This is a genomic window from Clostridium sp. HMP27 (assembly GCF_000765165.1).
Lineage (GTDB): Bacteria > Bacillota > Clostridia > Clostridiales > Clostridiaceae > Clostridium_AK.
This window is the reverse complement of the sequence record NZ_JMFY01000008.1, coordinates 18,595-44,310: the sequence shown is the minus strand read 5'-3', so window position 1 is coordinate 44,310 and position 25,716 is coordinate 18,595. Positions and strand designations below refer to the sequence as shown.

Below are 25,716 nucleotides of genomic sequence, written 5' to 3'. Positions count from 1 at the left end.
ATTTACTGGAAGGAATGATAATATGAATACAAAACAAAAAAGAATTTTAATATTTGGTGCCGGTGTGGTTGGTAGTATATATGCACTTAGATTTTCACAGTCTGGACTAGATGTCACATTATTGGCCAGAGGAAAAAGGCTAGAGGCCCTAAAAAAGGATGGATTACGATATAATGACAATGGAACGATAAATTCCATATCTATTAAGACAATCGGAAAACTTGAGGATGATGATATTTATGATTTCATCTTTGTTCCGGTACGTTATGATCAGGCTGAATCTGCGCTGTATGCAATTAAGAATAATAATAGTAAAACCATTATCACCTTCACTAATACCATGGGATATGACCGTTGGCTTGAAATTGTAGGAGACCGGTTGCTTCCAGGATTCCCAGGTGCAGGTGGTGACATGAAAGATGGTATTCTGTATGCGCAATTTGGTTCTGAAAAGCATCAAGGAACAATTTTTGGTGAAATAGATGGACAAATTACCAAAAGAGTGAAAGACCTTGCTCAAATATTTGAAACATCAAATTTACACTATGAAATACAAGAAAACATAATCGCATTCCATATTTCTCATACCGCAACCGCTATAGCTATAAAACATTTTTATACGAATACTGGAATGATGGATATAGAGACTGCAAAAAGTGAAAGCACTTTACTAAACATTGCCGCAGAATTGAAACAAAATTTACACATGGTATCTCAAGCGGGAATTCCAGTAATCCCTCCAGAAACGAAGTCAATAGGGGAAATGTCGGAAAAGGATATTATTCATATGTACCGCAAGATGCTGAGCAGTGATTTTACGATTGATGTTTTGCTTGGAAACCATGCTGTAAGTGCAAAAGAGGAAATACTGTTGTTGGATGAGATATTTAATAAAAAGATACGTGTTTGACCATGAAATAGCCATTTAATTTGTAAATAAAGGAAACCGGCGGATGCTATCTCATTGTTCAAAGAACTGAAAATACCCTAGCCTAGGAGAGAATGTGGCTAATGGACATCTTACTTTCTTAAGTAAAACTTTCCAATGCTTTATAGATAGAACCTCTTTGATTATAAAATCCGTTATTTAACCAAAAACCTCACTTACAACTTCTATGGAGAATTATACCATAAACAAATGAGATTTTATGCAAAAAAATGAGTCATTATGATCTTTATCATATTGTCTCATTTTTATTTATGAAATAAGAATGAGGTTTTATGTACTATGCATAACTGATAAAATATATATATATAAATACTGGAGGAATTGTTTATGATGAGAGATATTTTTAATGCATAGCAGAGGCTATTGCATTATTATAAAAATGTAATAAAATAGCATTTGCAAATCCTAAAAAGTGAATAACTAGGAGGAGCAAAATGAGCTATTCAAATGCGAGAGATATTTTACCTAATGAGGTATTAGAAATAATTCAAAACTACGTGGACGGTGAATACATTTATATACCGAAGAAAGAGGAAAATAAGATTGCATGGGGTGAACTAACCAAGAGTAAAATTGAACTTTTAAAGAGGAATACAAATATATATGAAGATTATCTAAAAGGAATGTCTACACGATTACTTTCAGAGAAGTATTATCTGTCACCTAAGACTATACAAAGAATTGTTTCCCAAAAGAGAAAATGCATTAATATAGAATGTGCTACCTAATTTGTTTCTAGGTGGCCCATTTTTGTTTGTGAATTAAAATCTATAAATGAGGTTTCTACTAATATTAAAAAAGGTATAGATTTAAATATAATTCTATACCTTTTGTGATATTATTCATTGGAATTTTTCATGGCTTAAGTAGTAAAGATTTTAGTTCATTAAAATTAAAAATCTCATAGGTAGGTTTTATTAATGTTTCATTTTTAATTTTATTAGGGTTATACCAACATGTATCTATTCCAAAGTTTATTCCCCCTTGTATATCAGAAGTTAAGCTATCTCCTACCATTAATACTTTACTTTTATTAGTATGATTAATATTTTTTAGAGCATGTTCAAAAATTTTAGGGTTTGGTTTTGATATTAGTATTTCCTCAGATATTACTATATCAGCAAAATATTTTGAAATGATAGATTTTCTAATTCTTCCATCTTGAACAAATGTGAGACCATTAGTTATGATAGAAAGCTTATAAGACTTATTTAAATTCTCTATAAGATTTATACTATCATCATATAGAAATGACGCATCAGCCAAATGTTTTATATATGACTTTGCAAAGTTAGTTTCATCAAACTTTATATTCAATTTATCTGATAACCTTTTAAATCTTTCTACCTTTAATTTATCTTGTGTAATAAGTCCTTGTTCAAATTCTTTCCATATAACTGTATTTATTTCCTGATAAATTTTCAAATGGTAACTTTCATCATATTTTATACTAAATTGTAGCATAGTATTCTTAAAAGCTTCTCTTTCAGACTTTTTAAAGTCAAATAAAGTATCATCTGCATCAAATAATATCACTTCATATTTCATAATATGTCCTCCAGCCTTTATATAAATAACTTAATTTGATTTTGCTTATAGTTTTTATTAGACTTTGCATTAAGTATAATACCTGCTAAAAATAGTATGCAACTATTACCTTCCCCGTGGAAACAATATTAAAATACCAATAATCTATAATTGCACTTGTAAGCATTTGACCTATTGATTCATCTCTTTACAAGTCCTTATAAATAAAATAATATATTTATAATAATTAGAACATGACATTAGTCATGTTAGGAGGATTTATGAGAAAAATCTCAGATAATAACCTGTTAAATAAGTATATTAAAAAACACAATATAGAAAATATATTTGATGATGAAATAATAAAATATGCACAACTTCATTTCTATGAAAAAGAAGAGTATATATTAGAATCAGGAGAAAATCTTGAATATTATTACTTACTTGTGGAGGGTAAAATTAAAATTTATTATCCTTTTGAAAATGGGAAATCAATGCTATTGAAATTCTATAAGACTTTTAATACATTAGGAGATATAGAACTTTTTAAGGGTATTCCCATACTTTGCAATGTCGATGCAGTGGAAGATACTTATTTGATAGCAATACCTTCAGCAATACTCATGGAAAAGTATTTTAATAATATAAAGTTTTTGCATCATTTAATAGATTCTTTGAGTGAAAAGCTCTACGGAACTATTAACAACGGTTCATATAATTTTGTATATCCGCTTATTAATAGGTTATCAAGTTATTTAATTGAACATTTAACAGATAAGAATTACATGATATTAAATTCATCGTATTTGGATATTGCACAATTTTTAGGTACAACATATAGACATTTAAACAGAACACTTAAAGGTATGGAGGAAAAATCAATTATAAAATGTGATGACAAAAAAATATATATACTGGATGTAGATAAGCTTAGGCAATTGTCAAAAAATATTTATATAAAACCACTCTAAAGTGTTTTTCAAGTAAGTTCATATGAATATTTATCAAATAAACTACATCTACTTATGATACGGTGATCGTACCATAAATAAATGTAATTTCTTAATTATAAATTAAGATGGTATAATATAAATAATCCAATTAGTGAAGTAAAATCATATTGCTCTTAAGGAGAAGATGCTATGAAAATATCATATGAATGCATTCACTGTCTTGCTAGGCAAGCAGTAGAAATAGCTGAAGAAGCTACAAGCAATGTACTAATACAGGAAGAAATAATAAAAAAATCTTTGAAGGAATTAGGGGAAATGAACTTCAATGAAACAGCACCTGAAATAGCCTTTAGGATGCATCAGCATGCTAAGAATATTACTAATATTACTGATCCATATGCAAGGCTAAAAGAACAATATAATGAAATTGCTAGTGAAATTTACAAAAAAATTATTGAAGAAAAATGGCTAGATAATGCAGAAGATCCCTTCGATATGTCCTGTAGGCTGGCTATTGCAGGAAATATTATAGATTTTTCAGTTGGTCTAAAGCTAGAGCACTCAGATGTTGTTAAGTCCGTTGAGGACAGTATCAAGCATGATATTTTTGGTACTGGAACAGCAGCTCTGCGAGAAGCAGCAGAGAAAGCAAATAATATTATGTATATTGCTGACAATGCTGGGGAAATCATATTTGATAAATTTTTATTAGAGAATCTTCCATTAAACAAGGTTACTTATGTGGTAAAAGGAGGTCCAATAGTTAATGATGCAACGATGCAGGATGCAATAAGTACAGGAATTGTAGATCTAGTTAAAGTTATCGACAATGGACACGCTGCACAGGGAACCATATTAAAAGATTGCTCAAGTGAATTTAAGAGTGAATTTAACAAGGCAGATCTTATTATAAGCAAAGGGCAAGCTAATTTTGAAACATTAAGTGATATTAAAGATAAAACTATATTTTATCTTTTGCGAGCAAAATGCAGTTCAGTTGCTTCTGCCATCGGCTGCAAACAAATGGACTATGTGCTTACAAATTACTAGTAAAGCAAAAGATATTCTATTGTTTTTTAATCTTGCTATGTGGGTGGCACTTTTAGTACACCCCAATCACCCCTACTCTACGTTACGTATACATAAGCTTCAGCATTAGCACCTTCAAATTTAGTTCCATTGCACTTATCTTTATTTTTATCTTTCCATTCCCTTTGATAAGCTAGAATTTTTGGGCACGTTGTAAGATTAAGACTATACCAATTATTTAAAACCGAATCTATGTATTTCATGCTTCGAGCATTATGATACGCCGCCTCTTTAATGGCCAAAATTATGGAATCACAGCTCATATCCTTACTCCAATCCTGAAGGCTTTCAAACTCTATAGGGGTTATTGGGTGAATATTGTTATTAAACACCTCTAAAACTTCACTGATACCTTCATTTTCTGTCCCATTAACTACATTCCTATAAACATCAGCAGCAGAGTTCCCTATTATTTCTTCTGCATCTTCTTTTTCTTCTACTTCTTCAATTTCTTTTTTAATTTCTTCTTTAATTTCTTCTTCCCCTAGGTCCTTATAAGCCCCTTCTAAGCCCCTTGTTTTTTTCTGAAAGCCCTCTACGCCATCAAAAATTAAATGTATAGGGCATACTAGCTTCTTACATAAATCATAAAGCTTGTATACAAACTCTCTATGTTTGACTTCTTTTATTTCCTTATTTATGCATTTTATTGTGTTTGGGCTGTTTATAAAGTTGTACTTTATCCAGTTTAAAATCATAATCTCTTTTGTTTCCTCACAATATTCTATTTTGCCATAAGTAATAAATCTCTCTAAAAGCTTCCCCACAGTTTCTCTATTATAGCCTGTCTCATATTCAATAGTTCTTTTAGGAAGTTCAAAAATCCCACATTGTTTAGTATTGGTGCATTGAAGCAAGTATACATAAAAAAACTTCTCCTCCGGTGTTAAATCCATAACAAAAGCGTCTCCCCAAAAGGATAATTGTAATTGTCTATATAATGCCATAAGTAATCCACCTCCAAAAAATCTCTACCTATATATTTAATATGCAGTAATATAAAAATTGCTGTAAAAAGTTAAAGTTTTTAGTCAAAAAATAAATATAGGTTATTGTACTTAGCATCACTAATGAAATTAAGTTACAATCACCTATATTTTATAGTATGGATAGCCTCAAATGGACATTATTATATATTTTCAATTTGCCAATCTATAGGCATATTACCTATGGAGATAAGAAATTTATTAGTCTTAGAAAAAGGCTTACTTCCGAAAAATCCTCTATGAACAGATAGTGGACTTGGATGAACGGATTTTATTATGTAATGCTTTGGGTTATTTATTATATCAACTTTGGATTGAGCATTTTTTCCCCATAATATAAAGACAATAGGTTCTTCCCTATCATTTAATAGGCTAATTACTTTATCAGTAAAGTGCTCCCAACCTATTCCCTTATGAGAATTTGCCTCACCAGCTATAACTGTTAGTACAGTATTAAGGAGCATAACTCCTTGATCCGCCCATTTCCTTAAGTAACCATTATTAGGGATATAACAACCTATATCACTATTAAGTTCCTTATAAATATTCATAAGAGAAGGTGGTGCTGGTACGCCTGGTTTTACAGAAAAGCTTAGTCCATGTGCCTGATTAGGACCATGATATGGATCTTGACCTAATATAACCACCTTTACATCCTTATAATCAGTGTAATGTAGAGCATTAAATATATCATACATATTAGGATATATAGCTTTTGTTTTATATTCATTTATTAAAAAATCTCTAAGTTTTAAATAATATGCATTTTTAAATTCATCTTCTAATAAGTCCTGCCAACCATTTTTTAATATTTGCATGTTATCACCCTATAATATTATATCACAAATAATAATTGAGCATATTTTAAAACTTTAATACACTTTTTAAGATTTAACATTAGTAAAATAATAAATAATATTATATCAGATGTACATAATAATCATTATTAACTCTTGAAAACACTAATCAGAGGTGAAAATTATGGACACTCTCAAAAAAATTCTTATTTTAATTTTAGGCATACTATTTATAAAATCATATGGATATAAGACAATATATTGCAACAAGGTATATATTGGTAAAAAAACAAAGATTGAAAGGTCAATCTCAAGTGTAAATGTATTTAATGAATTATCACAGAAATGTACCAACTCAAAGATGATAAATCAAGATAATTTTTCTATGAATAAAAGTGTGCCATTAAAACACAATACAGCTCGAGTATGTGTACTTATGTATCACTCCATAGGTTATGAAAAAAATAATAGACTACGAATCCCACAGCAAGAATTTAAGCAACAAATGAAATATATAAAAGATAATGGTTATAACACTCTAACTCTTCAAGAATTATATAACTTTTTTATGCAAAATAAACCTGTCCCTAAGAAATCTGTGGTTATAACTTTTGATGACGGGTATTTAGATAATTATAAATATGCATATCCAGTACTTAAAGAACTTGGACTTAAAGCTACAATATTTGTTATTGTAGATAATATAGATAAGGACAATAGAAGTATGAATTCAAAACAACTTAAGGAATTACAATATAATGGAATAGATATAGAAAGTCATACCTTTAAGCATGAAGAATTAAGTAGTCTTTCTTATGAAAAACAATTAACAGCTTTAAAACAATCAAAAGATACACTAGAAAAAATCTTAAATAAAAAAGTAAATTTTATTGCATATCCTTTTGGTAAATATAATGAAAATACAATAAAAGCAGCAAAAAGTGCTGGATATATTATGGGATTTACAACAGGAGGAAGAATTGCAAGAAGAGGCGACGGAATATATACCTTACATAGAATTGGCATGACTTCTGTTGATGGGATAAATGTACTTGCAGGAAGACTATCAAATCAGTGACATAAGATATTATTAATGTATAAAAAAGATTATGGATATTATTGAACAAATAATTTCCATAATCTTTTTTAGCTAAAGCTTAAAATGCAGGAATAGATGATCCCTTAGTTGTTTCTTTTATAAGCTTTTTAGTTTCATCAGTTTGGTAAATTTCTACTAATCTTTTAAGCGCTGCATTGTCTTTATCCTTAGCTCTTGCAGCTATAATATTAAAGTAGTTTTTAACACTATCCTTCTTAGTATCCTCAATGTATATGGAATCTTCTAGCGGAGAATACCCTGCTTCCACCGCAACACCGTTATTAATAGCCGCAACTGCTACGTCTTTTATTGATCTTGGAATTTGTGTTGCTACAAGTGGTATTACTTCAAAATTTTTAGGGTTTTCTACTATATCTTTAACAGTTGGTGTTATGCCTGAGCCTTCCTTCAATTTAATTAAACCTGCTTCTTGAAGAAGTAAAAGTGCCCTTCCGCCATTGGTTGCATCATTAGGTATAGCAATTTTATCTCCATCTTTTAGCTCTTTTAAATCCTTTAAATTACTTGAATATATTGCCATAGGTGCTAAAACAGTATTTGCGATAGATACAAGGTCTAGGTTGCGGTCTTTTTTAAATTGTTCAAAATATGCCACAGTTTGAAATGCATTTGCATCTATTTCTCCATCATTTAATGCCATGTTCGGCCTTACATAATCGCTAAAGCTTACAATCTTTAACTCAATATTCTCCTTTGCTAATCTATCTTTCACATTATCCCAAACTTTATGGTCATCCCCTGTAACTCCTAGTTTTATAACTTGTTTCTTACTTGCATCAGCAGATGTTCCTTTTGACTGTCCACATCCGACAAATGCTGTAGCAGTTATTACTACCCCTAATACTAACGCTGCTAATCTTTTTATTTTCATTATTAAAGCCCCCTTAAATTATGTTAAATATTTTATTTTGTTAATGGCTTAATTTCTTTAGTAAAAAGTCACCAAAGCTTTGTATCCCATTAACTAGGATTAGAAGAATTATTATAGTAGCTACCATTATGTCAGTTTTAAAATACTGATAGCCATATCTTATAGCAAAATCTCCAAGTCCGCCCCCTCCTACAGTTCCTGCAACAGCTGAAAACCCTATTAAGCTAACTGTTGTAATTGTTAGAGCATAAACGATACCTGGGAGCCCTTCCTTTAATAAAATCCTGTAGATTATCTCAAAAGGACTTGAACCCATGGCCTGTGCTGCCTCTATTACTCCCTTATCAATATCTAAAAGAGCTGACTCAATTTGCCTTGCCACAAATGGAACAGACCCAAGTACCAATGGAACTATGGCGCCCTTTAATCCAATTGTTGTTCCAACTATGAGTCTTGTAAAAGGTACAACTGCTGCTAAAAGTATTACGAAAGGAATTGAACGAAATATATTTATTATTTTCCCAACAGTACTATAAATTCCGTTATTCTCAAGTATATTTCCCGGCCTTGTTACCACAATAATTATTCCTATTATTATTCCTATAGCGGTTGAAATACTTCCTGCTATAACTACCATAAGTATGGTTTCGCCTAATGCCTTCATCATATCAGGAAAGAGTTCTACTACATTCGGCATAAAGGTATTCAGAAGTTCCAGCATTTTTAATCACCTCCACATAAATATCATTTTGTTTTAAATAACTCATTGATTGAATTATTCCTTCTTTAGAACCATTAAATTTGACAATTAAATTTCCTATAGGTACTTCTTGAATTATTTCAATATTACCAAATAAAATGCTTGCATCAACCTTAAACTTTCTAGAAACCTTTGAAATAAAGGCCTGGCCTGATTTCTGACCTACAAATGATATCTTTGCAATCACTTCCTCTTCAGTAAGCTCTCCTATAAAGGACTCCTTATCTAAAACCTCATAAATCTTATCATAATGAAATACTGTAGATACAAAATCCTTAGTCATTTGTGCCTTAGGATTTATAAATATCTGAAGAACATCTCCTTCTTCAATAACTTCTCCCCCCTCCATTACTGCTACCTTATGGCATATTTCTTTAACAACTTCCATTTGATGAGTAATGATAACTATTGTAAGTCGTAATTCTTCATTTATTTGTTTTAAAAGCTTTAGAATGGATCCAGTTGTCTGAGGATCTAATGCTGAAGTAGCTTCATCACATAAAAGCACCTGTGGGTCATTTGCTAGTGCTCTAGCAATGGCAACTCTTTGCTTTTGTCCTCCACTTAGCTCTCCAGGATAAACCTTTATTTTATCGCTTAATCCCACTAATTCCAAAAGGCTTTCTACCTTTTGCTTTATTTGTTCTTTAGTAAGACCTTTTCCTTTAAGAGGATAGGCTACATTTTCAAATACATTTCTACTCCTCATAAGATTAAAGTGCTGAAAAATCATACCTATCTTTTCCCTAGTTTTTCTAAGCTCCTTCGGTGATAACTTTGTGAGGTTTTTCCCATTTACAATTACCTCGCCGCAAGTAGGAGATTCAAGTAAATTAATACATCTAATTAAAGTACTTTTCCCTGCTCCACTATATCCGATAATTCCCATTATCTTGCCAGCTTCTACATGTAAGTTCACTCCCTTCACAGCCTCTATCTTATGCTCTTTAGTTTCATAGACTTTTTTAACATCCTTTAAATAAATCATTCATTTCCCTCCCCAAATAAAATAAAAAATCCTCTTTCCCAGATGAGAAAGAGGATAACTTCAATAAAAAAAGCCCCATGGAAGGACCGCTTTTAAACTATTACCTTCCCTCATCTTTCAGACTAATGTCTGCAGGATTTAGCACCTTGCTTTGCAAATAAGCATTGCTGGTTGCTGAAGCTTCATCGGGCCAGTCCCTCTGCTTCTCTAGATAAGGATCTATATTCGATTTTTAAGTTAGCATTTTCTGCTTGAGACTTATTATATTCTCATCTTTTTTAAATGTCAATAAAATTTTTTATAGAAAAATAAACTTTTTTTGCTATTCATATAATAAATATACTTTAATATATTTGGGGAAAGTATTGAAAAATAAATTATTAAATTAAACATAATTCACAAAATTTTTTATTTAATCATGTAATAATCATACATTACCGTCAATCCAACAAACATTATAAATTTGTTGACAATTCTTACTTATGCATATATAATCTTACTCAATTAATCTTTGTCATGATAAAGTTAAAAGTTAATAAGTATCCTTATCAAGAGAGACCGAGGGATTGGCCCTATGACGTCTCAGCAACCAGCAGGTATCATTAGCCTGTATGGTGCTAAATCCAACAGAAGTTTGTTCTGGTAGATGAGGGAAGGTGTTAAATTTAAATATTGCTCTTATAAGAGTTTATGTTTTAAAATCTTCTTCCATCTAGGAAGAAGATTTTTATTTTATCTAATTTTATTATCGCAAGTTTATAAAGACTAGTATCTTTATATGCTTATAAAAAGGGGGAACTATTACAATGAGTAAAATATTAAATAACTATCAAAAAAGCATTATTGATAAATTGGACAATGAAAGAGATAAATATATAAAAATAAGTCATCAAATTCATGATAATCCGGAGATAGGTAATCAAGAGTTTTTTGCATCTAGACTTCTTGCAGATACCTTGGCTGATTCAGGTTTTTCTGTAGAAAGAGCTGTAGCAGGTCATGATACTTCCTTTATAGCAAGAAAAAAATCAACAAAGCTTGGAGGTCCTACTATAGGATTTTTAGCAGAATATGATGCCTTGCCAGGACTAGGACACGCCTGTGGGCATAATATGATTGGAACAATTAGTACGGCAGCCGCTATTTCCCTTTCATGCCTTTTAGATGAAATAGGTGGAGAAGTCGTAGTCCTAGGTACTCCTGCAGAAGAAGGTGGACCAAATGGAAGTGCCAAAGCAAGTTTTGTTAATCATAATTTGCTTCAGGGTATAGATGCTTGTATGATAATTCATCCAGCAAATACAACAGGGGTAACTGGAAATTCTCTAGCTGTGGACCCACTTGATTTCGAATACATAGGCAAATCAGCCCATGCCTCAGGTTCACCTGAAAAGGGTATTAATGCCCTAGATTCGGTTATTCAGCTTTTTAACGGTATAAATGCCTTAAGGCAACATGTGCCTACGGATGTACGCATACATGGAATTATTACTCATGGTGGTGATGCCCCAAATATAGTGCCTGATTATGCAAAAGCAAGATTTTTTATTCGTGCAGCTACTAGAAAAATTTGTGATGAAGTTACCTCTAAAATTAAAAACATTGCGCAAGGTGCTGCTCTTGCCACTGGTGCGAAACTAAATATAATAGCCTTTCAAAATAAAGTTGACAACTTTCTTATCAATAAAAGTTTTGATGAACTATTTATTGAAAGTTCTAACTTGCTTGGTTTAGAAATAAGCACCAAGGCAAAAGAGGGATTAGGGTCAACAGATGCAGGAAATATAAGTCAGGTTGTTCCTACTATACATCCTCATATAAAAATTGGTGGTAATACCTTAGTAGGACATACCCCTGAATTTTGTGAAGCATCTGTTTCTAAGGAAGCCGATGAGGCATTAATTATCGGTGCAAAAGCTCTAGCAATTACTGGACTCACTTTGATTACAAATAAAGATAAATTACAAAAAATAACATCTGAATTTAATAGAATTAAATCCAATTAATCTTTAATCCATTTCTATGTAAATATAAATTAGCATAATATTTTATTGAATTGATAAACTAATGGTTAGAATAGATAATAGAAAGGATGAAGCCTATGTATTCTAACCCAAGTATTTCTGTTTACAACGAAATAGGAAAACTAAAATGTGTACTACTTCACTGCCCTGGGGAAGAAATTGAAAATATAGTGCCAGATTATTTAAGAAGACTTTTATTTGATGAAATTGCTTATTTAAAACAAGCTCGCAAAGAGCACACTGAATTTGCCAATATTTTAAAAAAAGAAGGTGTGGAGGTCCTATACTTAACAGATTTGATGGCAGAAATCTTACAATATCCACAAATCAGGCAAGAGTTTTTGACAGAGTTTATGGAGGAAGGCGGTGTAGTTACATGGGGCTTGCAAGAAGCCATTATGGAATTATTTAACCCATATTCCCCTCATGAACTTATAAGAAAATGTATATCTGGAGTACGTAAAGAGGAACTTAGGCATATTAAGCCTAAATCACTAGGCGATATGGTTAAAAATCCTTACCCATTTTATTTGGATCCTATTCCAAATCTTTATTTTCAAAGGGATCCATTTGCCTCAATTGGAAGAGGGATTTCTTTAAATGTGATGGCAAATACCACAAGGAATAGAGAAACTTTATTTGCTAAATATATCTTTAATTATCACCCTAGATTTAAAGATGTAAGCCGTTGGTACAACCGTGATAAGACACATCCTATCGAGGGTGGAGATATTTTAGTTCTTTCTGACAAAATACTAGCTATAGGTATTAGCGATAGAACAGATCCAATGGCTATTGAAAGATTATCACATAAACTCTTAGCTTCAGATGAACCCTTCGAAGTAGTTTTAGCCTTAGATATTCCAAAAGCAAGGGCATATATGCATTTAGATACTGTATTTACAATGGTAGACTATGATAAGTTTAGCATATATCCAGGAATTGAGGATCCTTTAGATGTATATAGAATAACTAGAAGCAAAAATAATGAGATAAGCATTACTTATGAATGTGATGACTTATGCGATATACTAAAAAAACATTTAAGTCTACCTGCGGTAAACTTAATTAGATGTGGAAACGGAGATCCAATTGCTGCTAGCCGAGAGCAATGGAGTGACGGAAGTAACACTTTGGCTATTTCTCCTGGGAAAGTAATTTGTTATGATCGTAATTATGTTACAAATGAAGCACTTCGCAAAAATGGCGTTGAAGTGTTAGAATTCCAATCCTATGAGTTATCACGAGGACGTGGCGGTCCAAGGTGCATGAGTATGCCTATAATTAGAGAAAAGCTATAGATAAATATTAAACTTAATATTTATAATCTATATTTTTGTTATAATATCTATGATTTCTAGTACCCTTTATTAATTCTTTTTAATACTATAAATGTATAATAATTAATTAAAGGATTTTAATATGTTTTATAAGGGTGATTTTCACATACATTCTACAGCATCCGATGGCGACCTTACTCCAAGTGAAATAGTAAGCCTTGCAAGCAATGAACATATGGATATAATATCTATCACAGACCACAATACTATATTAGGTGTTGAAGAAGCCATTGAAGCAGGTATAAAACTTGGAATTACGGTAATTCCAGGGGTTGAATTATCTTCACGTTATAAAAATAAGAGTGTTCATATTTTAGGTTACTTTAAAGATGATAGATATAAGGATAAAACCTTTGAGAGATTCCTAAACCTTGTAAAAAATCATAGAGGAAATGATGCAAAACACTTAATAAATCTACAAAGCAGTTATAATAAAAATAGCCATAGGTTATCTGTTGATGATGGAATTAAGGCGTTAAAGCTATTTGGAGCAACAGTAGTTTTAGCTCACCCCATTCTTATAAATAAGAACTGTCTTACAGAAATTATTAATATGCCATTTGATGGTATAGAAGCAAAGCATTTTACACATACACCTAGTGATATGGAATTTTTCATGAAAATAGCTATTGAAAGTGGATTATTTTATACTGCTGGTTCTGACTTTCATACAAATAAGCAAACTGATTTAAAACATGGACTAATCGGAGATATATATCTGAATTCCCGGGAAATAGATGCGTTTTTAAAGATATTGCTTTAAACTATAAAGTCGCCTAAATGGCGACTTTATATATCTTTTGGTATTCTTAAAAATATTTCACCTATATTACACTCTATACAATCTTCTTTTATTGATATATTTCTACTTCTTAGCATTGTTTCATCTAGCCCCCTACCTCCAGCACGGATTGTTTCAAAAACCCTTTCTAAATCTAACTGCCCATAACCCCATTCAGGATTTGGATAGATATCCCCTTGCCTTCTTCTTGCCCCTCTTATAAAGTAAGTCTTCATCTTTCCTACAAAAAGACTTGGATCATTACCATCTACTAATCCCCATTGATATAATAGGGCACAAGCTCCAGCGTAAACTGCTGCTGCTACACTGCTGCCACTAATAGTAGTAACTCCTCCTCCTACTGCCGTAGTTTTAGCATTTATGCCTCCAGCCGCTACATTAGGAACTACTCTTCCATCCCTAGTATACCCTCTACCAGATTCCACAACTATTGCATTAGTATTTTGATTATAAAAGGCAGCTACTAGTACTTGTCTTGCAGTAGCTGGTGTTTGAATTGTAACAAAGGGTGTAGGGTTTAAAAATCTCGTTCCTTCCCTAACCAATGGCTTTTGAGGAAGCCATGCATCATATCTTCCATCTAAAACAAGATCCCCATATAGTACAAACTGCCATACTCCAGGTCTAGCATTTTCAATTCGTATTAATATTAATTCATCTCCTGTTAACTCTTCAGGAAGTGAATATTCTACAAATACTCTGCTTCTTTCAAATACTAGGTTTATTTGTTCTACTTCTTGAAGCTTAGCTGGAATTCTATCTATAGTTTCTCCTGAAGGTGATACTATACCTATAGAAAACACATCAGGCCTTCTTACCCATATTTGAAAAACTAAGCTTCTTTGTTCTGGAGCCATATTTAATTCAATAACTTTCCTATCACCCTGCTTTTCTAAAGTTCCAGAAGTATGTCCGTTTTCATCTCCCTCATTTCCAACACCTGTTACCACCGCTATCCCTCTTACCTTTGAAACTTCATCTATATATCTTTCTATAATTGTATTGCCATCATGTGGTCCACAATTAGTTCCAAGTGGTATAAAAATCACTGTAGGTTTGTTCAACGATTTTGCCACGTCAGATACATATCTTATAGCTGTTATAATATCAGTTCCCTCATACACAGGTACTGGAGTTGAAATACTTGCTATTCCTTCATCTATAGCATCAGCACTGGCCTGTCTAAGCTTTACAACTATAAATTGCACATCAGGCGCGGCACCTATGATTTCCTTATTATATCCTCTTGCTCCTATAATTCCTGCCATTTGTGTTCCATGGCCTATAGTATCCCTTTGTCTTACAACTCTATAAGGATCTCCTTGATTCTTTGAAATAGTTATTGCTTCATTTATTTGTGCTCTATTATATTCAGTTCCGTAATTAAGTCCCTTTGGATGAGTTCCTTCATTATCACTTTGATCCCAAATACTTAGTATTTTTGTTGTATCATCTTCGTACATAAACTCTTTATTTAAATAATCTATCCCCGTATCTATTATTCCTACATATACTCCTGTACCTAATAAATTGAGATATGGATTTACATGAAATTGATATATATTTGCAGATTCTTGAGGTTGTGTTTGCATCAATGTATATAATGATGACCTATCTACATAAACCACCTCTGGTATTCTTAAAATTTCTGTTTCCCTACCTCGCTCCACCGATATTATGGCGTAATTTTCATCCAAAATCGCTGCACTTGCATAAGGTACTTGCTGAAGTCTTGCAACTATATCCCCATCATATTCTACAAGATAATTTAAAAGAATTGGCTCTGGATTAACTCCCCCAGCTTCAGGAGATGTTTGACCTTCTGGCGCTGGTTGAACTTCTTGCTGCTCACGAATTAGTTTATCATAATAGTTATCATTTATATTCAATAGATCACCCCTAAAAAGTCTTAATAAATCAAAGGATGCTTGTGCACACACCTGACCATACCCCCAAGTAGGATTAGGATAAATAACCTGAGGTCTATCCTTGTTGGCACCTCGTGCAAGATAATATTTAAGTCTTTCTCCATATAAAAAGGGGTCATTCCCATCTACCATACCCCATTGCATAAAAAGTGAACATATTCCGCTTACATGAGGAGCTGCCATAGAGGTTCCACTTTTAGTATCTAGCCTGCCACCTGGTATTACAGATTGAATATCTTCTCCCGGAGCCACTAAATCTGGTTTTATTATATTTCCTCCAAGTTCTCCTCTTCCTGAAAAACTTGAAATAGTATTTGTAATTCCATTATAACTTCCTACAGAAAATACACTTTCTACTGTAGCTGGTATACCTATGGTAAAATACACTTCAGGCTCTAGAAATTTGGTATTGGGATTTAAGCCTTCTGTTATAGGAAGCCATATATTGTATCTTCCTTGATATTCTCCCTGTGATGTAATATTTAGATTCCAAATTCCCGACGTCAAAAAATCTCCTGTAGGTATTAAACTTATTATAATTTCTCCATTCATGTTATAAGGTTTAGGGCCTGTATAATAAACATAATATCTATCTTGTCCTATTGTACCTTCTTTGTATCCTTCAGTTATTCTAATTTGCTCTGAACGTATTCCACTAGGATTTACTATTTGTATAGTAATATCATTTAGTACAGGCTTATATATTTGAAATAATATTCCTCTCTCATCTGGTGCTATGTTCAAAGGTATTGTTTGGTTTTGTCTTAATTCACCGCCTGCATGATGTGCCTTATCTCCTTCGTTTCCAGCTGCAACTACAAAACTAATTGGATTTAACCTGCAGACAGTATCAATATATTGTTCAAATAAAGTACTTCCTGTATGTGATCCATCATTAGTACTAAAACTTAAATTTATTATCAACGGCTTATTAAGTTCTACAGCTTTTTCTAAAAGAAACTTTATTCCTCTCATAATTAAAGTATCCTTAGTATAATTTATTTGTCCTCCTGCAGTTATCTTAACCATAGCTATAGAACTTTCAAAAGCTACCCCATAATTTTCCCTGGAAATCTTTCCGCCAGCACATGCTATACCTGCAACATGAGTTCCATGTCCAAGGGTATCTCTTTGCTGAACTATACTAAATGGGTTTCCAGATTGAAGTGCTCTATTTATATCCGCTCTGTTATATACCATTCCCCCTTGAGATAAATCATATATATAATCAATTCTTGTAGTACCATCCTCGTTTATAAATGCAGAACTTGTATAGTCTATTCCAGAATCTATAAATCCCACTAGTGTCCCCTTCCCTGTCAATCCGCTGCTCCATACTGGTGGAACACAAGAAGCTCTATTACTATTCAAATCTGATGTGTATACTGTCCTTGGAAGTTCTAAATATTGTATCCCCCTTATTTCAGAAATCCTTTCTATGTCACCTACATTTAAAACTACAATTCCAAAATTATAGCCTAAATCTTCAAATGTTCCTCCTATAGCTGCAACTTGGCTAGATATTTCCTCAGGCCGAACATTATATATTACTGTTAATTCCACTTTTCCAGTTAAAAATTGTTCATTCTTTGATAACTCCGCTAACTTTGCCAATACACTTTGTGGTACATTTATTAAAAGATTTAACAATCCATTGGTTTTTATAAATATTCCCCCAAAAATTATTTATCAAATTATTTTATGATTAATAAACTGTACATGTTACAATATAGGTGAATATTTAATATTCCTTATCAATTAGTTTTATTCATGCATAATATATATAATATATCTAACCTGAAGGGGTGAAAAAATGACAACTTCTAAGTATTTAATAGTGTTATCCTTTGATGCTATGTCTTCAGAAGATTATGACTATATGAAAACTCTTCCAAACTTTAAGTTTATTTTAGATAATGGTTCCCATATAGAAAAAGTAACCTCTATATATCCAACCTTAACTTATCCTGCACATACATCTATCATTACAGGTATGCTGCCTAAAAATCACGGTATAGTAAATAATACATTGTTTCAACCTGGAAAACAGAGTCCTGATTGGTATTGGCATAGGAAATATATAAAGCGCCCTACATTATATGATCTAGCTAAAGAAAAAGGATTAAAGACTGCAGCGCTTCTTTGGCCTGTAACCGCTGGTGCTAATATAGATTATAATCTCCCTGAAATATGGCCAAATAAATGGTATGAGAATCAAGCCTTAGTTTCCCTTTTAAGTGGCTCTTTCTGCTATATACTTAAATTAAATAGTAAGTTTGGTAAGCTAAGAAAAGGTATATCTCAGCCCTTCTTAGATAACTTCATACTGCAGTCTGCATTGTACACTATTAAGAGTAAAATGCCTAACTTACTTTTAGTTCACTTTACAGATGTAGATACAAATAGGCATTTATATGGATATAACTCAAAAGAAGCTGTAGATGCTATTCACCGTCATGACTTTAGATTAGGTGAAATATTAAAGGCTACTAAAGATGTTGGTATATATGAAGACACTACATTTGTCATACTAGGTGATCATAGTGCATTAGATGAACATACCACAATAAATATAAATGTGCTCTTTAAAGAAAATGGCCTAATTACCTTAGATTCAAATGGAGAATTAAAGGACTGGGAAGCTTACTTTAGCAGCTGTGATGGAAGTGGCTATGTTTATTTAAAAGACCCTCATAGTAGTCATTTAATTAAAAGGGTTGAAGATATACTTATAGATTTCATAAAAAGAGAGAATAGTGGAATAGAATCTTTACTTAATAGGGACCAAGCAATAGGCTTAGGGGCTAATGATAAATGTTCGTTTATGCTTGAAGCTAAGAAGGGATATTACTTTTTAGAAAAGTATACTGGAAGTATTTTGGAGAAAGTAGATGAATCACTTATAGGCATTAAAAAACACTATACAAAGGCTACTCATGGCTACTCTCCTTTAAAACCTAATTACAGTACAATGTTTGCAGCTATAGGTAAAAATATAAAAAAAGGCGGAATAATTAAAGAAGCTAATATTATTGATGAGGGTCCTACCCTTGCTAAAATACTTGGTATTTCCATGGAGAATACTGATGGAAAGTTAATTAATGATTTGTTTATTTAAATCAACATACCTTATAAAGTTTGATTACTCCTATCACCCATTTGCATTTTTATAATAGACTAATAGTATATTAGTGCTTATTATATTGGAGGTCTAAATGTCATCTTTAATACTTTATATAAGTGCTGGAATCCTACTTATGCTATCTTACTTTAGAGATAAAAATAAAACTAAGGAGGCACTTATTAAATCCCTAAAATCCTTTGAAAATATAATGCCTCAATTTTTAGGGATAATATTTATAGTTGGAATAATGCTTGCACTACTTAAGCCTGAAGTCATATCCACTTTTATTGGTAAGAATTCTGGGGTTTTAGGAGTATTTTTATCTTCAATAATTGGATCCATAACAATGATGCCAACCTTTGTTGCGTTTCCTACTGCTGACATGCTCCTTAAAAATGGTGCCGGCTATGCACAAGTTGGAGCACTTGTATCTACATTAACGCTGGTAGGAGTGATTACTCTGCCTCTAGAATCTAAATACATTGGCAAAAAAGCTGCTTTTTTAAGAAACTTTGTGGCTTTTTTGTTTTCTTTTATTGTAGCACTTATCATAGGGTGGGTTTTTAAATGAAGTTTGCTAAAATATTAAAAAGATACAGTTTCTTTTTATTTTCTATTCTTATTACTATTCTGTTAACCTTATTTAATAAAAATATTGGGTTAAAGTCTTTTACTATAACGCTATCAAGTTTTAAACAAATGCTTTCAGTATTACCCCCGATAATGATAATGCTAGGATTAATGGATTCATGGGTTTCTAGAGAAACAATGATGAGATATATGGGAAAGAATTCAGGGCTTTTAGGAATATTACTTTCTATACTTATAGGTTCCCTTGCTGCTGGACCTATGTATGCAGCCTTTCCTTTTACAACGGTATTATTAAAGAAAGGTGTACGATTCAGCAATATACTAATATTTATGAATGCTTGGTGTGTCACAAAGATATCAACATTTTTATTTGAACTTACAGCTTTAGGTTATAAGTTTACCTTTGCAAGGCTCCTTGTAAACCTTCCTGGTATAATCCTCATGGGCTTTATAATAGAAGGACTCTTATCCCATGATGAACTTGAAAGTCTTTATTTAAATGCTGGAAAAACTGATAAATAAAAGAGGCATGTAGTAGTATGTAATACACTGCATGCCTTTTAAATTTATAAATTCTTATATATTTTATTTATCCCAACATTCAACATTTTCTAAATTAGGAATGCTATCTTTATTGAAATGAGGATCCTTTCCCTGTTTAAATTGAACTTCGTAGTCCCTTAATGCAGCTAAGGCTACCTTACCAAGCATGAAGATAGCACCTAAATTTATAAGTGCCATAAATGCCATAAATAAATCAGCCATATCCCAAACTATTTGTACTTTAGCTACAGTTCCAAATATAACCATACCAAGTACCGCTATTCTATATACAAAAACCCATACCTTATTTCCCTTAATAAATTCAATATTTGTTTCTCCATAATAGTAATTTCCAATTATTGAACTATAGGCAAACAAAAATATACATATTGCTATAAATGTATTTCCCCAACTTCCTACCTGTGAACTCAAGGCCTTCTGAGTAAGTTGTATCCCTGTTAAATTAGCTTCAGTATAAACACCTGAAAGAAGTATTATAAATGCTGTACAACTGCATATTAAAATGGTATCTGTATACACGCCAAGTGTTTGTATAAATCCCTGCTTTACAGGATGAGTAACCTCTGCAGTTGCAGCTGCATTAGGAGCGCTTCCCATACCTGCTTCATTTGAAAACAAACCTCTTTTTATTCCCATCATAATAGTTGTACCTATTGCACCTCCTACAAAAGGCTGTAATCCAAAGGCATTTGTAACTACAAGATTAAACATATGTGGTACTAAGGTTATGTTTCTTATAACTACAAATAATGCTGTCAATACATATGCTACTGCCATTACAGGCACTATAGCCTCTGCAGCTTGAGCTATTCTCTTTACTCCTCCAAATATGATAATAGATGTTAGGACTATTAATCCTACACCTACTATAAGCTTATTTACACCAAAAGCTTCTTCAAAAGCCACAGATATAGTATTAGCTTGCACTGAATTAAAAACTAATCCAAAGCTTATCGTTATAAGAATGGAAAATATTATACCAAGCCATCTCTTATTTAAACCCTGTTCCATATAATATGCAGGGCCACCTCTGTACCCTCCATTTTCATCTTTAACCTTATAAATTTGTGCTAGCGTACTTTCTATAAAGCTAGAGGCTCCTCCTATGATTGCTATAACCCACATCCAAAATACTGCTCCAGGCCCTCCAGCTGCAATAGCAATTGCTACTCCTGCCATGTTCCCTGTTCCAACTCTTGAAGCTGTACTTATACAAAATGCTTGAAATGATGAAACATGACTTTTATTTTTTTCTGTTATAGCCTTTCCTGCACCTTCTCCTAAAAGCTTAAACATGGTTTTAAAATATCTTATTTGAACAAATTTTGTTAAAAACCCAAAATATAAACCCACTCCTACCAAAACCGCAATTAATACATAAGACCATAGTATATTATTTACCTGCCCAATGGTATTCGTAAAAAACTCTGCCATATTGTTCCCTCCTATTTATTTAATGCATCTAAAATTATATCAAATAACTTATGAAAATTTAACCTTTTTTATTTCTATAAATACTTTTTCTGAATATAATAATTCAGATATTTCATAAAAGCTTTGAAGATAATAATTTGTATATAAATATATAATATTAATATATAATAAATAGTAATTAGCATAATTAGTTATATTAATACTTTATTTAATATATTTTTAGGAGGTAACTATGAAATTATTACTTACTAACGACGATGGCATACAATCTCCGGCATTACTTGCCTTAGCAAAAGAATTAGAAAAGGACCATGAGCTTGTAATAGCTGCACCAGATGCTCAAAAGAGCGCAACTGGTCATTCAATAACAATTGAAAACCCTATTATAATACGACCAATAAATTTACAAGGCGTATCATCAAAAGCTTATAGTATAAGTGGCACTCCTGCAGATTGTGTAAGAGTTGCAATAGATAAGCTTACAAGTGATAGCTTCGATATGGTTATATCAGGAATAAACTTGGGAACTAATCTAGGAACTGATGTGCTTTATTCTGGGACTGTATCTGCTGCAATAGAAGCTGCTATTTATAAAATTCCATCAATAGCTATTTCTTCAGAGGTACGCAAGGATAAACTTTGCTATGATATAGCTGCAAAATTTGCACCTAAAATTTTAGATACGGCAATGAAAAATGGAATTTATAAAGATTTAGTTTTAAATGTAAATGTACCTTGTGTTGAAGAGAAGGATATTAAGGGAATACAGGTTTGCCCTATCGGTGGTAGAACTTATGATAATTATTATTTAGAATCAACTACTGAAAACAACGAAATTTCAGTACTGTTAAGAGGTACTTTAAATAATAATATAGGCGACGGAACTGATAAGTTTTACTTTAATAATGGCTATGTAACTATTACTCCTCTTCATTATGATTTAACTAACTTTAAAATATTGCATGAAGTTGATAATTGGTTTAAATAAATAATCTTATTAAACTTTACCTTGACAGAAAATATTTGAATTATTATAATTATTAGATATAATAATATGTAAAAACTATGATAGGAAGAGTATGTATAGGATATAGCCAAAGCGAGCTGATGATGGTGCAAGATCAGTGTGAAGCCTTTACAGAAGAACATCCTTGAGTTTCTAACCGAAATTTTACGTAAAAGTAGGCTTAGAGGTTCCCAACACCTTATAGTTGGTATGTAGATTTTTCTATGTAGCTAAGAGGCCTTTTGGCAAATTGGGTGGTACCGCGAATATAAGACTTTCGTCCCTTTAGGATGAAAGTCTTTTTTTATTTTACAAATTATTTATAACATATAAATAAATTTTTACATAATATAATTAGATATAGGGAGGATAACTATGGAAACTATATTAATTAAACAGCTTTACAGAGAAACAGAAAAGTTTACAGACAAAGAAATTAGCATATCTGGGTGGATAAGAACTCAAAGAAATTCTAAAACATTTGGTTTTATAGAATTAAATGATGGAAGTTTCTTTAAAAATGTTCAAATAGTATTTGATGATAAGCTTGATAACTTTGCAGAAATTACAAAACTTGCTATAAGCTCATCCTTAACAGTAGAAGGAAAGGTAGTGGCTACACCTAATTCAAAGCAAGCTTTTGAATTACACGCTTCAAAAATAATAATTGAAGGACTTTCATCTTCAGATTATCCACTGCAAAAGAAAAGACATACTGTTGAATTCTTAAGAACTATAGCACACTTAAGACCAAGAAGTAATATGTTTTCTGCAGTATTTAGGGTGCGTTCACTAGCTGCCTTTGCTATACATAAATTCTTTAATGAAAGAGCATTTGTATATGTTCACACTCCAATAATTACTGGCAGTGATTGTGAAGGTGCAGGGGAAATGTTTAAGGTTACCACTTTAGACTTGAATAACATTCCCAAAACTGAAGATGGTAATATAGACTTTTCAAAGGACTTTTTCGCTAAAGAATCTAATCTTACAGTAAGCGGTCAGTTATCTGCTGAAACCTATGCATTAGCTTTTAGAAATGTATATACTTTTGGCCCTACATTCAGAGCTGAAAATTCTAATACTGCAAGACATGCAGCTGAGTTTTGGATGATCGAACCTGAAATGGCTTTTGCAGACTTACAAGATGACATGGATTTAGCTGAAGATATGGTTAAATACGTAATTAACTATGTAATGGAAAATGCTCCTGAGGAAATGGAATTCTTTAATAGCTTTGTAGATAAAGGCTTATTTGAGAGATTAAATAATGTAGTTAATTCAGAATTTAAAAGAGTCTCCTATACTGAAGCTGTAGAACTTCTTAAAAATTGCGGAGAAAATTTTGAATATCCAGTTGAATGGGGAATAGATCTACAAACTGAACACGAGAGATACTTAACAGAAAAAATATTTAAAAAACCTGTATTTGTTACTGATTATCCAAAGGATATAAAGGCATTTTATATGAGATTAAATGATGATGATAAAACAGTTGCTGCTGCTGACTTACTTGTTCCTGGAGTTGGGGAAATAATAGGTGGAAGCCAAAGAGAAGAACGTCTTGATGTCCTTGAAAAAAGAATGGAAGAATTAGGCCTTAATAAGGAAGATTACTGGTGGTACTTAGAGCTTAGAAAATATGGTGGTACTAAACACGCTGGATTTGGCTTAGGCTTTGAAAGAATAATAATGTATATCACCGGAATTTCTAATATTAGAGATGTTATTCCTTATCCAAGAACTACAGGTTCTGCTGAATTTTAATAAATAATTTTTAAAGGGGGAGTTCAATGGCTTTTTTAGATGCCTTAGGGAGTGTATTTAGCATAGTAATAATGATAGCACTAGGGTATTTTCTAACACATAAAAAGTGGATTGATGAAGAAAATGCTAAGGTTTTTGCAAAATTAATTACCAATATAGGACTTCCTACTATGATGATAAATAACTTAATGGTTAACTTCGACAAGGAAAAACTTTTAGATGCTGGCAAGGGACTATTTGTTCCCTTTGCCTCCATTGCTTTATCTTATATTTGTGCCAAGATCTTTTGTCGTATATTTAGAGTAAGAAAGGGAAGACAGGGAGCATTCCAATCTATATTCTTTGTATCAAATACCATATATATGGGTCTTCCTGTAAATCTAGCTCTATTTGGAGAACAAAGTGTTCCTTATGTACTTTTATATTATATAGCAAATACAACATTCTTTTGGACAATTGGGGTTTATGAAATAAGTAAAGATGGAAAGACTGGTGGAGCTAAGTTATTTTCTAAAGATACATTAAAGAGAATAATTTCCCCTCCTCTTTTAGGTTTTTCATCGGCTATAGTATTAATTCTTTTAGGTATTAAACTTCCAAGCTTTATATTAGATAGCTGTAGATATTTAGGAAACATCACTACACCTTTATCTATGATCTTTATAGGTAATACTATTTACTATGTTGATTTTAAGGGAATTAAAGTAGATAAGGATATGATCGGGTCACTCATAGGTCGTTTTGTAATTTCCCCCATACTAGTTCTTATTGTTATTCTTGTTTACCCACTTCCTCCACTAATGAAAAACGTATTTACTGTACAAGCAGCAATGCCTGCAATGACCAACACAGCTATTATGTCAAGGATTTATGATGCAGATTATAAATATGCAGCTGTTATGGTTGCAATTAGTACCTTATTAAGTGTACTTATTATTCCTATTTATAAGGTTTTGTTAACCTAATGTAAATAAAAGAAACATCGCTTTGCGGTGTTTCTTTTATTTATCAACGATTTAACCTAAGAAAACCGTTTTCACATTTACTTTAATCCATTTTTCACACATATATAAAAAAATTTTCATGTAACCGATTG

General features: G+C 32.0%; 22 protein-coding genes, 2 riboswitches and 1 other annotated feature. Of the genes, 14 read left to right on the top strand and 8 right to left on the bottom strand.

Annotated features, from left to right (window positions below):
- The first annotated feature begins 22 nt into the window (after window positions 1-22).
- Both DP68_RS04610 and DP68_RS04605 read left to right on the top strand, forming a co-directional pair.
- Entirely contained in the window at window positions 23-910 is an 888-nt protein-coding gene (locus DP68_RS04610) for a 2-dehydropantoate 2-reductase N-terminal domain-containing protein (protein WP_035306761.1), read from the top strand.
- Window positions 911-1,383: 473 nt separating this feature from the next.
- Window positions 1,384-1,677, top strand: coding sequence for a CD3324 family protein (locus tag DP68_RS04605; RefSeq protein ID WP_035306758.1), 294 nt, complete (start codon window positions 1,384-1,386; stop codon window positions 1,675-1,677).
- A gap of 127 nt (window positions 1,678-1,804) precedes the next feature.
- Here DP68_RS04605 and DP68_RS04600 read toward each other — a convergent pair whose 3' ends face one another.
- Complete coding sequence (locus tag DP68_RS04600) at window positions 1,805-2,497, bottom strand: YjjG family noncanonical pyrimidine nucleotidase (protein WP_035306755.1); 693 nt, start codon at window positions 2,495-2,497, stop codon at window positions 1,805-1,807.
- 260 nt (window positions 2,498-2,757) lie between these two features.
- Here DP68_RS04600 and DP68_RS04595 point away from each other — a divergent pair, with 260 nt between their 5' ends.
- Window positions 2,758-3,447, top strand: coding sequence for a cyclic nucleotide-binding domain-containing protein (locus DP68_RS04595; RefSeq protein ID WP_035306754.1), 690 nt, complete (start codon window positions 2,758-2,760; stop codon window positions 3,445-3,447).
- Window positions 3,448-3,618: 171 nt separating this feature from the next.
- A complete protein-coding gene (locus DP68_RS04590) occupies window positions 3,619-4,479 on the top strand; it encodes an ARMT1-like domain-containing protein (RefSeq protein WP_035306751.1) in 861 nt (286 codons plus the stop codon).
- A 77-nt stretch (window positions 4,480-4,556) separates the two neighbouring features.
- Here the strand turns inward: DP68_RS04590 and DP68_RS04585 are convergent, their stop codons facing one another.
- Both DP68_RS04585 and DP68_RS04580 read right to left on the bottom strand, forming a co-directional pair.
- Window positions 4,557-5,465, bottom strand: a complete 909-nt coding sequence (locus tag DP68_RS04585; RefSeq protein ID WP_052085649.1) for a DnaD domain protein — start codon at window positions 5,463-5,465, stop codon at window positions 4,557-4,559.
- A 182-nt stretch (window positions 5,466-5,647) separates the two neighbouring features.
- Window positions 5,648-6,322: a uracil-DNA glycosylase gene (locus DP68_RS04580; protein WP_035306748.1), complete on the bottom strand. Its 675-nt coding sequence runs from the start codon at window positions 6,320-6,322 to the stop codon at window positions 5,648-5,650.
- Between the two features lie 163 nt (window positions 6,323-6,485).
- Here DP68_RS04580 and DP68_RS04575 point away from each other — a divergent pair, with 163 nt between their 5' ends.
- Entirely contained in the window at window positions 6,486-7,379 is an 894-nt protein-coding gene (locus DP68_RS04575; RefSeq protein WP_081957091.1) for a polysaccharide deacetylase family protein, read from the top strand.
- A gap of 79 nt (window positions 7,380-7,458) precedes the next feature.
- Here the strand turns inward: DP68_RS04575 and DP68_RS04570 are convergent, their stop codons facing one another.
- The 3 genes from DP68_RS04570 to DP68_RS04560 are packed head-to-tail and all read right to left on the bottom strand — an operon-like array spanning window position 7,459 to window position 10,040.
- Window positions 7,459-8,292 (bottom strand): MetQ/NlpA family ABC transporter substrate-binding protein, encoded by an 834-nt coding sequence (locus DP68_RS04570; RefSeq protein WP_035306745.1) that lies wholly within the window; start codon window positions 8,290-8,292, stop codon window positions 7,459-7,461.
- A gap of 40 nt (window positions 8,293-8,332) precedes the next feature.
- Window positions 8,333-9,013, bottom strand: a complete 681-nt coding sequence (locus DP68_RS04565) for a methionine ABC transporter permease (protein ID WP_035306741.1) — start codon at window positions 9,011-9,013, stop codon at window positions 8,333-8,335.
- Window positions 8,961-10,040 carry a methionine ABC transporter ATP-binding protein gene (locus DP68_RS04560; protein WP_035306738.1) on the bottom strand — a complete coding sequence of 360 codons (1,080 nt, stop codon included), beginning with the start codon at window positions 10,038-10,040 and terminating at the stop codon, window positions 8,961-8,963. Before DP68_RS04560 ends, DP68_RS04565 begins: the two co-directional genes overlap by 53 nt.
- A 107-nt stretch (window positions 10,041-10,147) precedes the next feature.
- Window positions 10,148-10,258: riboswitch (SAM riboswitch) on the bottom strand.
- A gap of 324 nt (window positions 10,259-10,582) precedes the next feature.
- Window positions 10,583-10,693: riboswitch (SAM riboswitch) on the top strand.
- Between the two features lie 153 nt (window positions 10,694-10,846).
- Between DP68_RS04560 and DP68_RS04555 the strand changes: the two genes are divergently transcribed.
- The 3 genes from DP68_RS04555 (at window position 10,847) to DP68_RS04545 (ending at window position 14,167) form a co-directional block, all read left to right on the top strand.
- Complete coding sequence (locus DP68_RS04555; RefSeq protein ID WP_035306735.1) at window positions 10,847-12,046, top strand: M20 family metallopeptidase; 1,200 nt, start codon at window positions 10,847-10,849, stop codon at window positions 12,044-12,046.
- 95 nt (window positions 12,047-12,141) lie between these two features.
- Window positions 12,142-13,365: an arginine deiminase gene (gene arcA / locus DP68_RS04550; protein ID WP_035306733.1), complete on the top strand. Its 1,224-nt coding sequence runs from the start codon at window positions 12,142-12,144 to the stop codon at window positions 13,363-13,365.
- Between the two features lie 121 nt (window positions 13,366-13,486).
- Window positions 13,487-14,167, top strand: coding sequence for a PHP domain-containing protein (locus DP68_RS04545; protein WP_035306730.1), 681 nt, complete (start codon window positions 13,487-13,489; stop codon window positions 14,165-14,167).
- A 26-nt stretch (window positions 14,168-14,193) separates the two neighbouring features.
- Here DP68_RS04545 and DP68_RS04540 read toward each other — a convergent pair whose 3' ends face one another.
- On the bottom strand, window positions 14,194-17,784 hold the full coding sequence (locus DP68_RS04540) for a S8 family peptidase (RefSeq protein ID WP_291547276.1): 3,591 nt from the start codon (window positions 17,782-17,784) through the stop codon (window positions 14,194-14,196).
- Window positions 17,785-17,947: 163 nt separating this feature from the next.
- On the opposite strand from DP68_RS04540, the gene DP68_RS04535 reads away from it, so the two are divergent.
- The 3 genes from DP68_RS04535 (at window position 17,948) to DP68_RS04525 (ending at window position 20,371) form a co-directional block, all read left to right on the top strand.
- Entirely contained in the window at window positions 17,948-19,252 is a 1,305-nt protein-coding gene (locus DP68_RS04535) for an ectonucleotide pyrophosphatase/phosphodiesterase (RefSeq protein ID WP_035306727.1), read from the top strand.
- 97 nt (window positions 19,253-19,349) lie between these two features.
- Complete coding sequence (locus DP68_RS04530) at window positions 19,350-19,829, top strand: permease (protein ID WP_035306723.1); 480 nt, start codon at window positions 19,350-19,352, stop codon at window positions 19,827-19,829.
- Window positions 19,826-20,371 carry a permease gene (locus DP68_RS04525; protein WP_035306720.1) on the top strand — a complete coding sequence of 182 codons (546 nt, stop codon included), beginning with the start codon at window positions 19,826-19,828 and terminating at the stop codon, window positions 20,369-20,371. Before DP68_RS04530 ends, DP68_RS04525 begins: the two co-directional genes overlap by 4 nt.
- A 63-nt stretch (window positions 20,372-20,434) precedes the next feature.
- Here the strand turns inward: DP68_RS04525 and DP68_RS04520 are convergent, their stop codons facing one another.
- Window positions 20,435-21,847: an alanine/glycine:cation symporter family protein gene (locus DP68_RS04520; RefSeq protein WP_035306716.1), complete on the bottom strand. Its 1,413-nt coding sequence runs from the start codon at window positions 21,845-21,847 to the stop codon at window positions 20,435-20,437.
- A gap of 232 nt (window positions 21,848-22,079) precedes the next feature.
- On the opposite strand from DP68_RS04520, the gene surE reads away from it, so the two are divergent.
- The 3 genes from surE to DP68_RS04505 all read left to right on the top strand — a co-directional run bounded on the left by surE (window position 22,080) and on the right by DP68_RS04505 (window position 25,585).
- Window positions 22,080-22,835, top strand: a complete 756-nt coding sequence (gene surE, locus DP68_RS04515) for a 5'/3'-nucleotidase SurE (protein ID WP_035306713.1) — start codon at window positions 22,080-22,082, stop codon at window positions 22,833-22,835.
- A 68-nt stretch (window positions 22,836-22,903) separates the two neighbouring features.
- Window positions 22,904-23,141 (top strand) — a binding site (T-box leader).
- Window positions 23,142-23,228: 87 nt separating this feature from the next.
- On the top strand, window positions 23,229-24,620 hold the full coding sequence (gene asnS / locus DP68_RS04510) for an asparagine--tRNA ligase (protein ID WP_035306710.1): 1,392 nt from the start codon (window positions 23,229-23,231) through the stop codon (window positions 24,618-24,620).
- Window positions 24,621-24,646: 26 nt separating this feature from the next.
- A complete protein-coding gene (locus DP68_RS04505) occupies window positions 24,647-25,585 on the top strand; it encodes an AEC family transporter (protein WP_035306707.1) in 939 nt (312 codons plus the stop codon).
- Window positions 25,586-25,716: the final 131 nt, after the last annotated feature.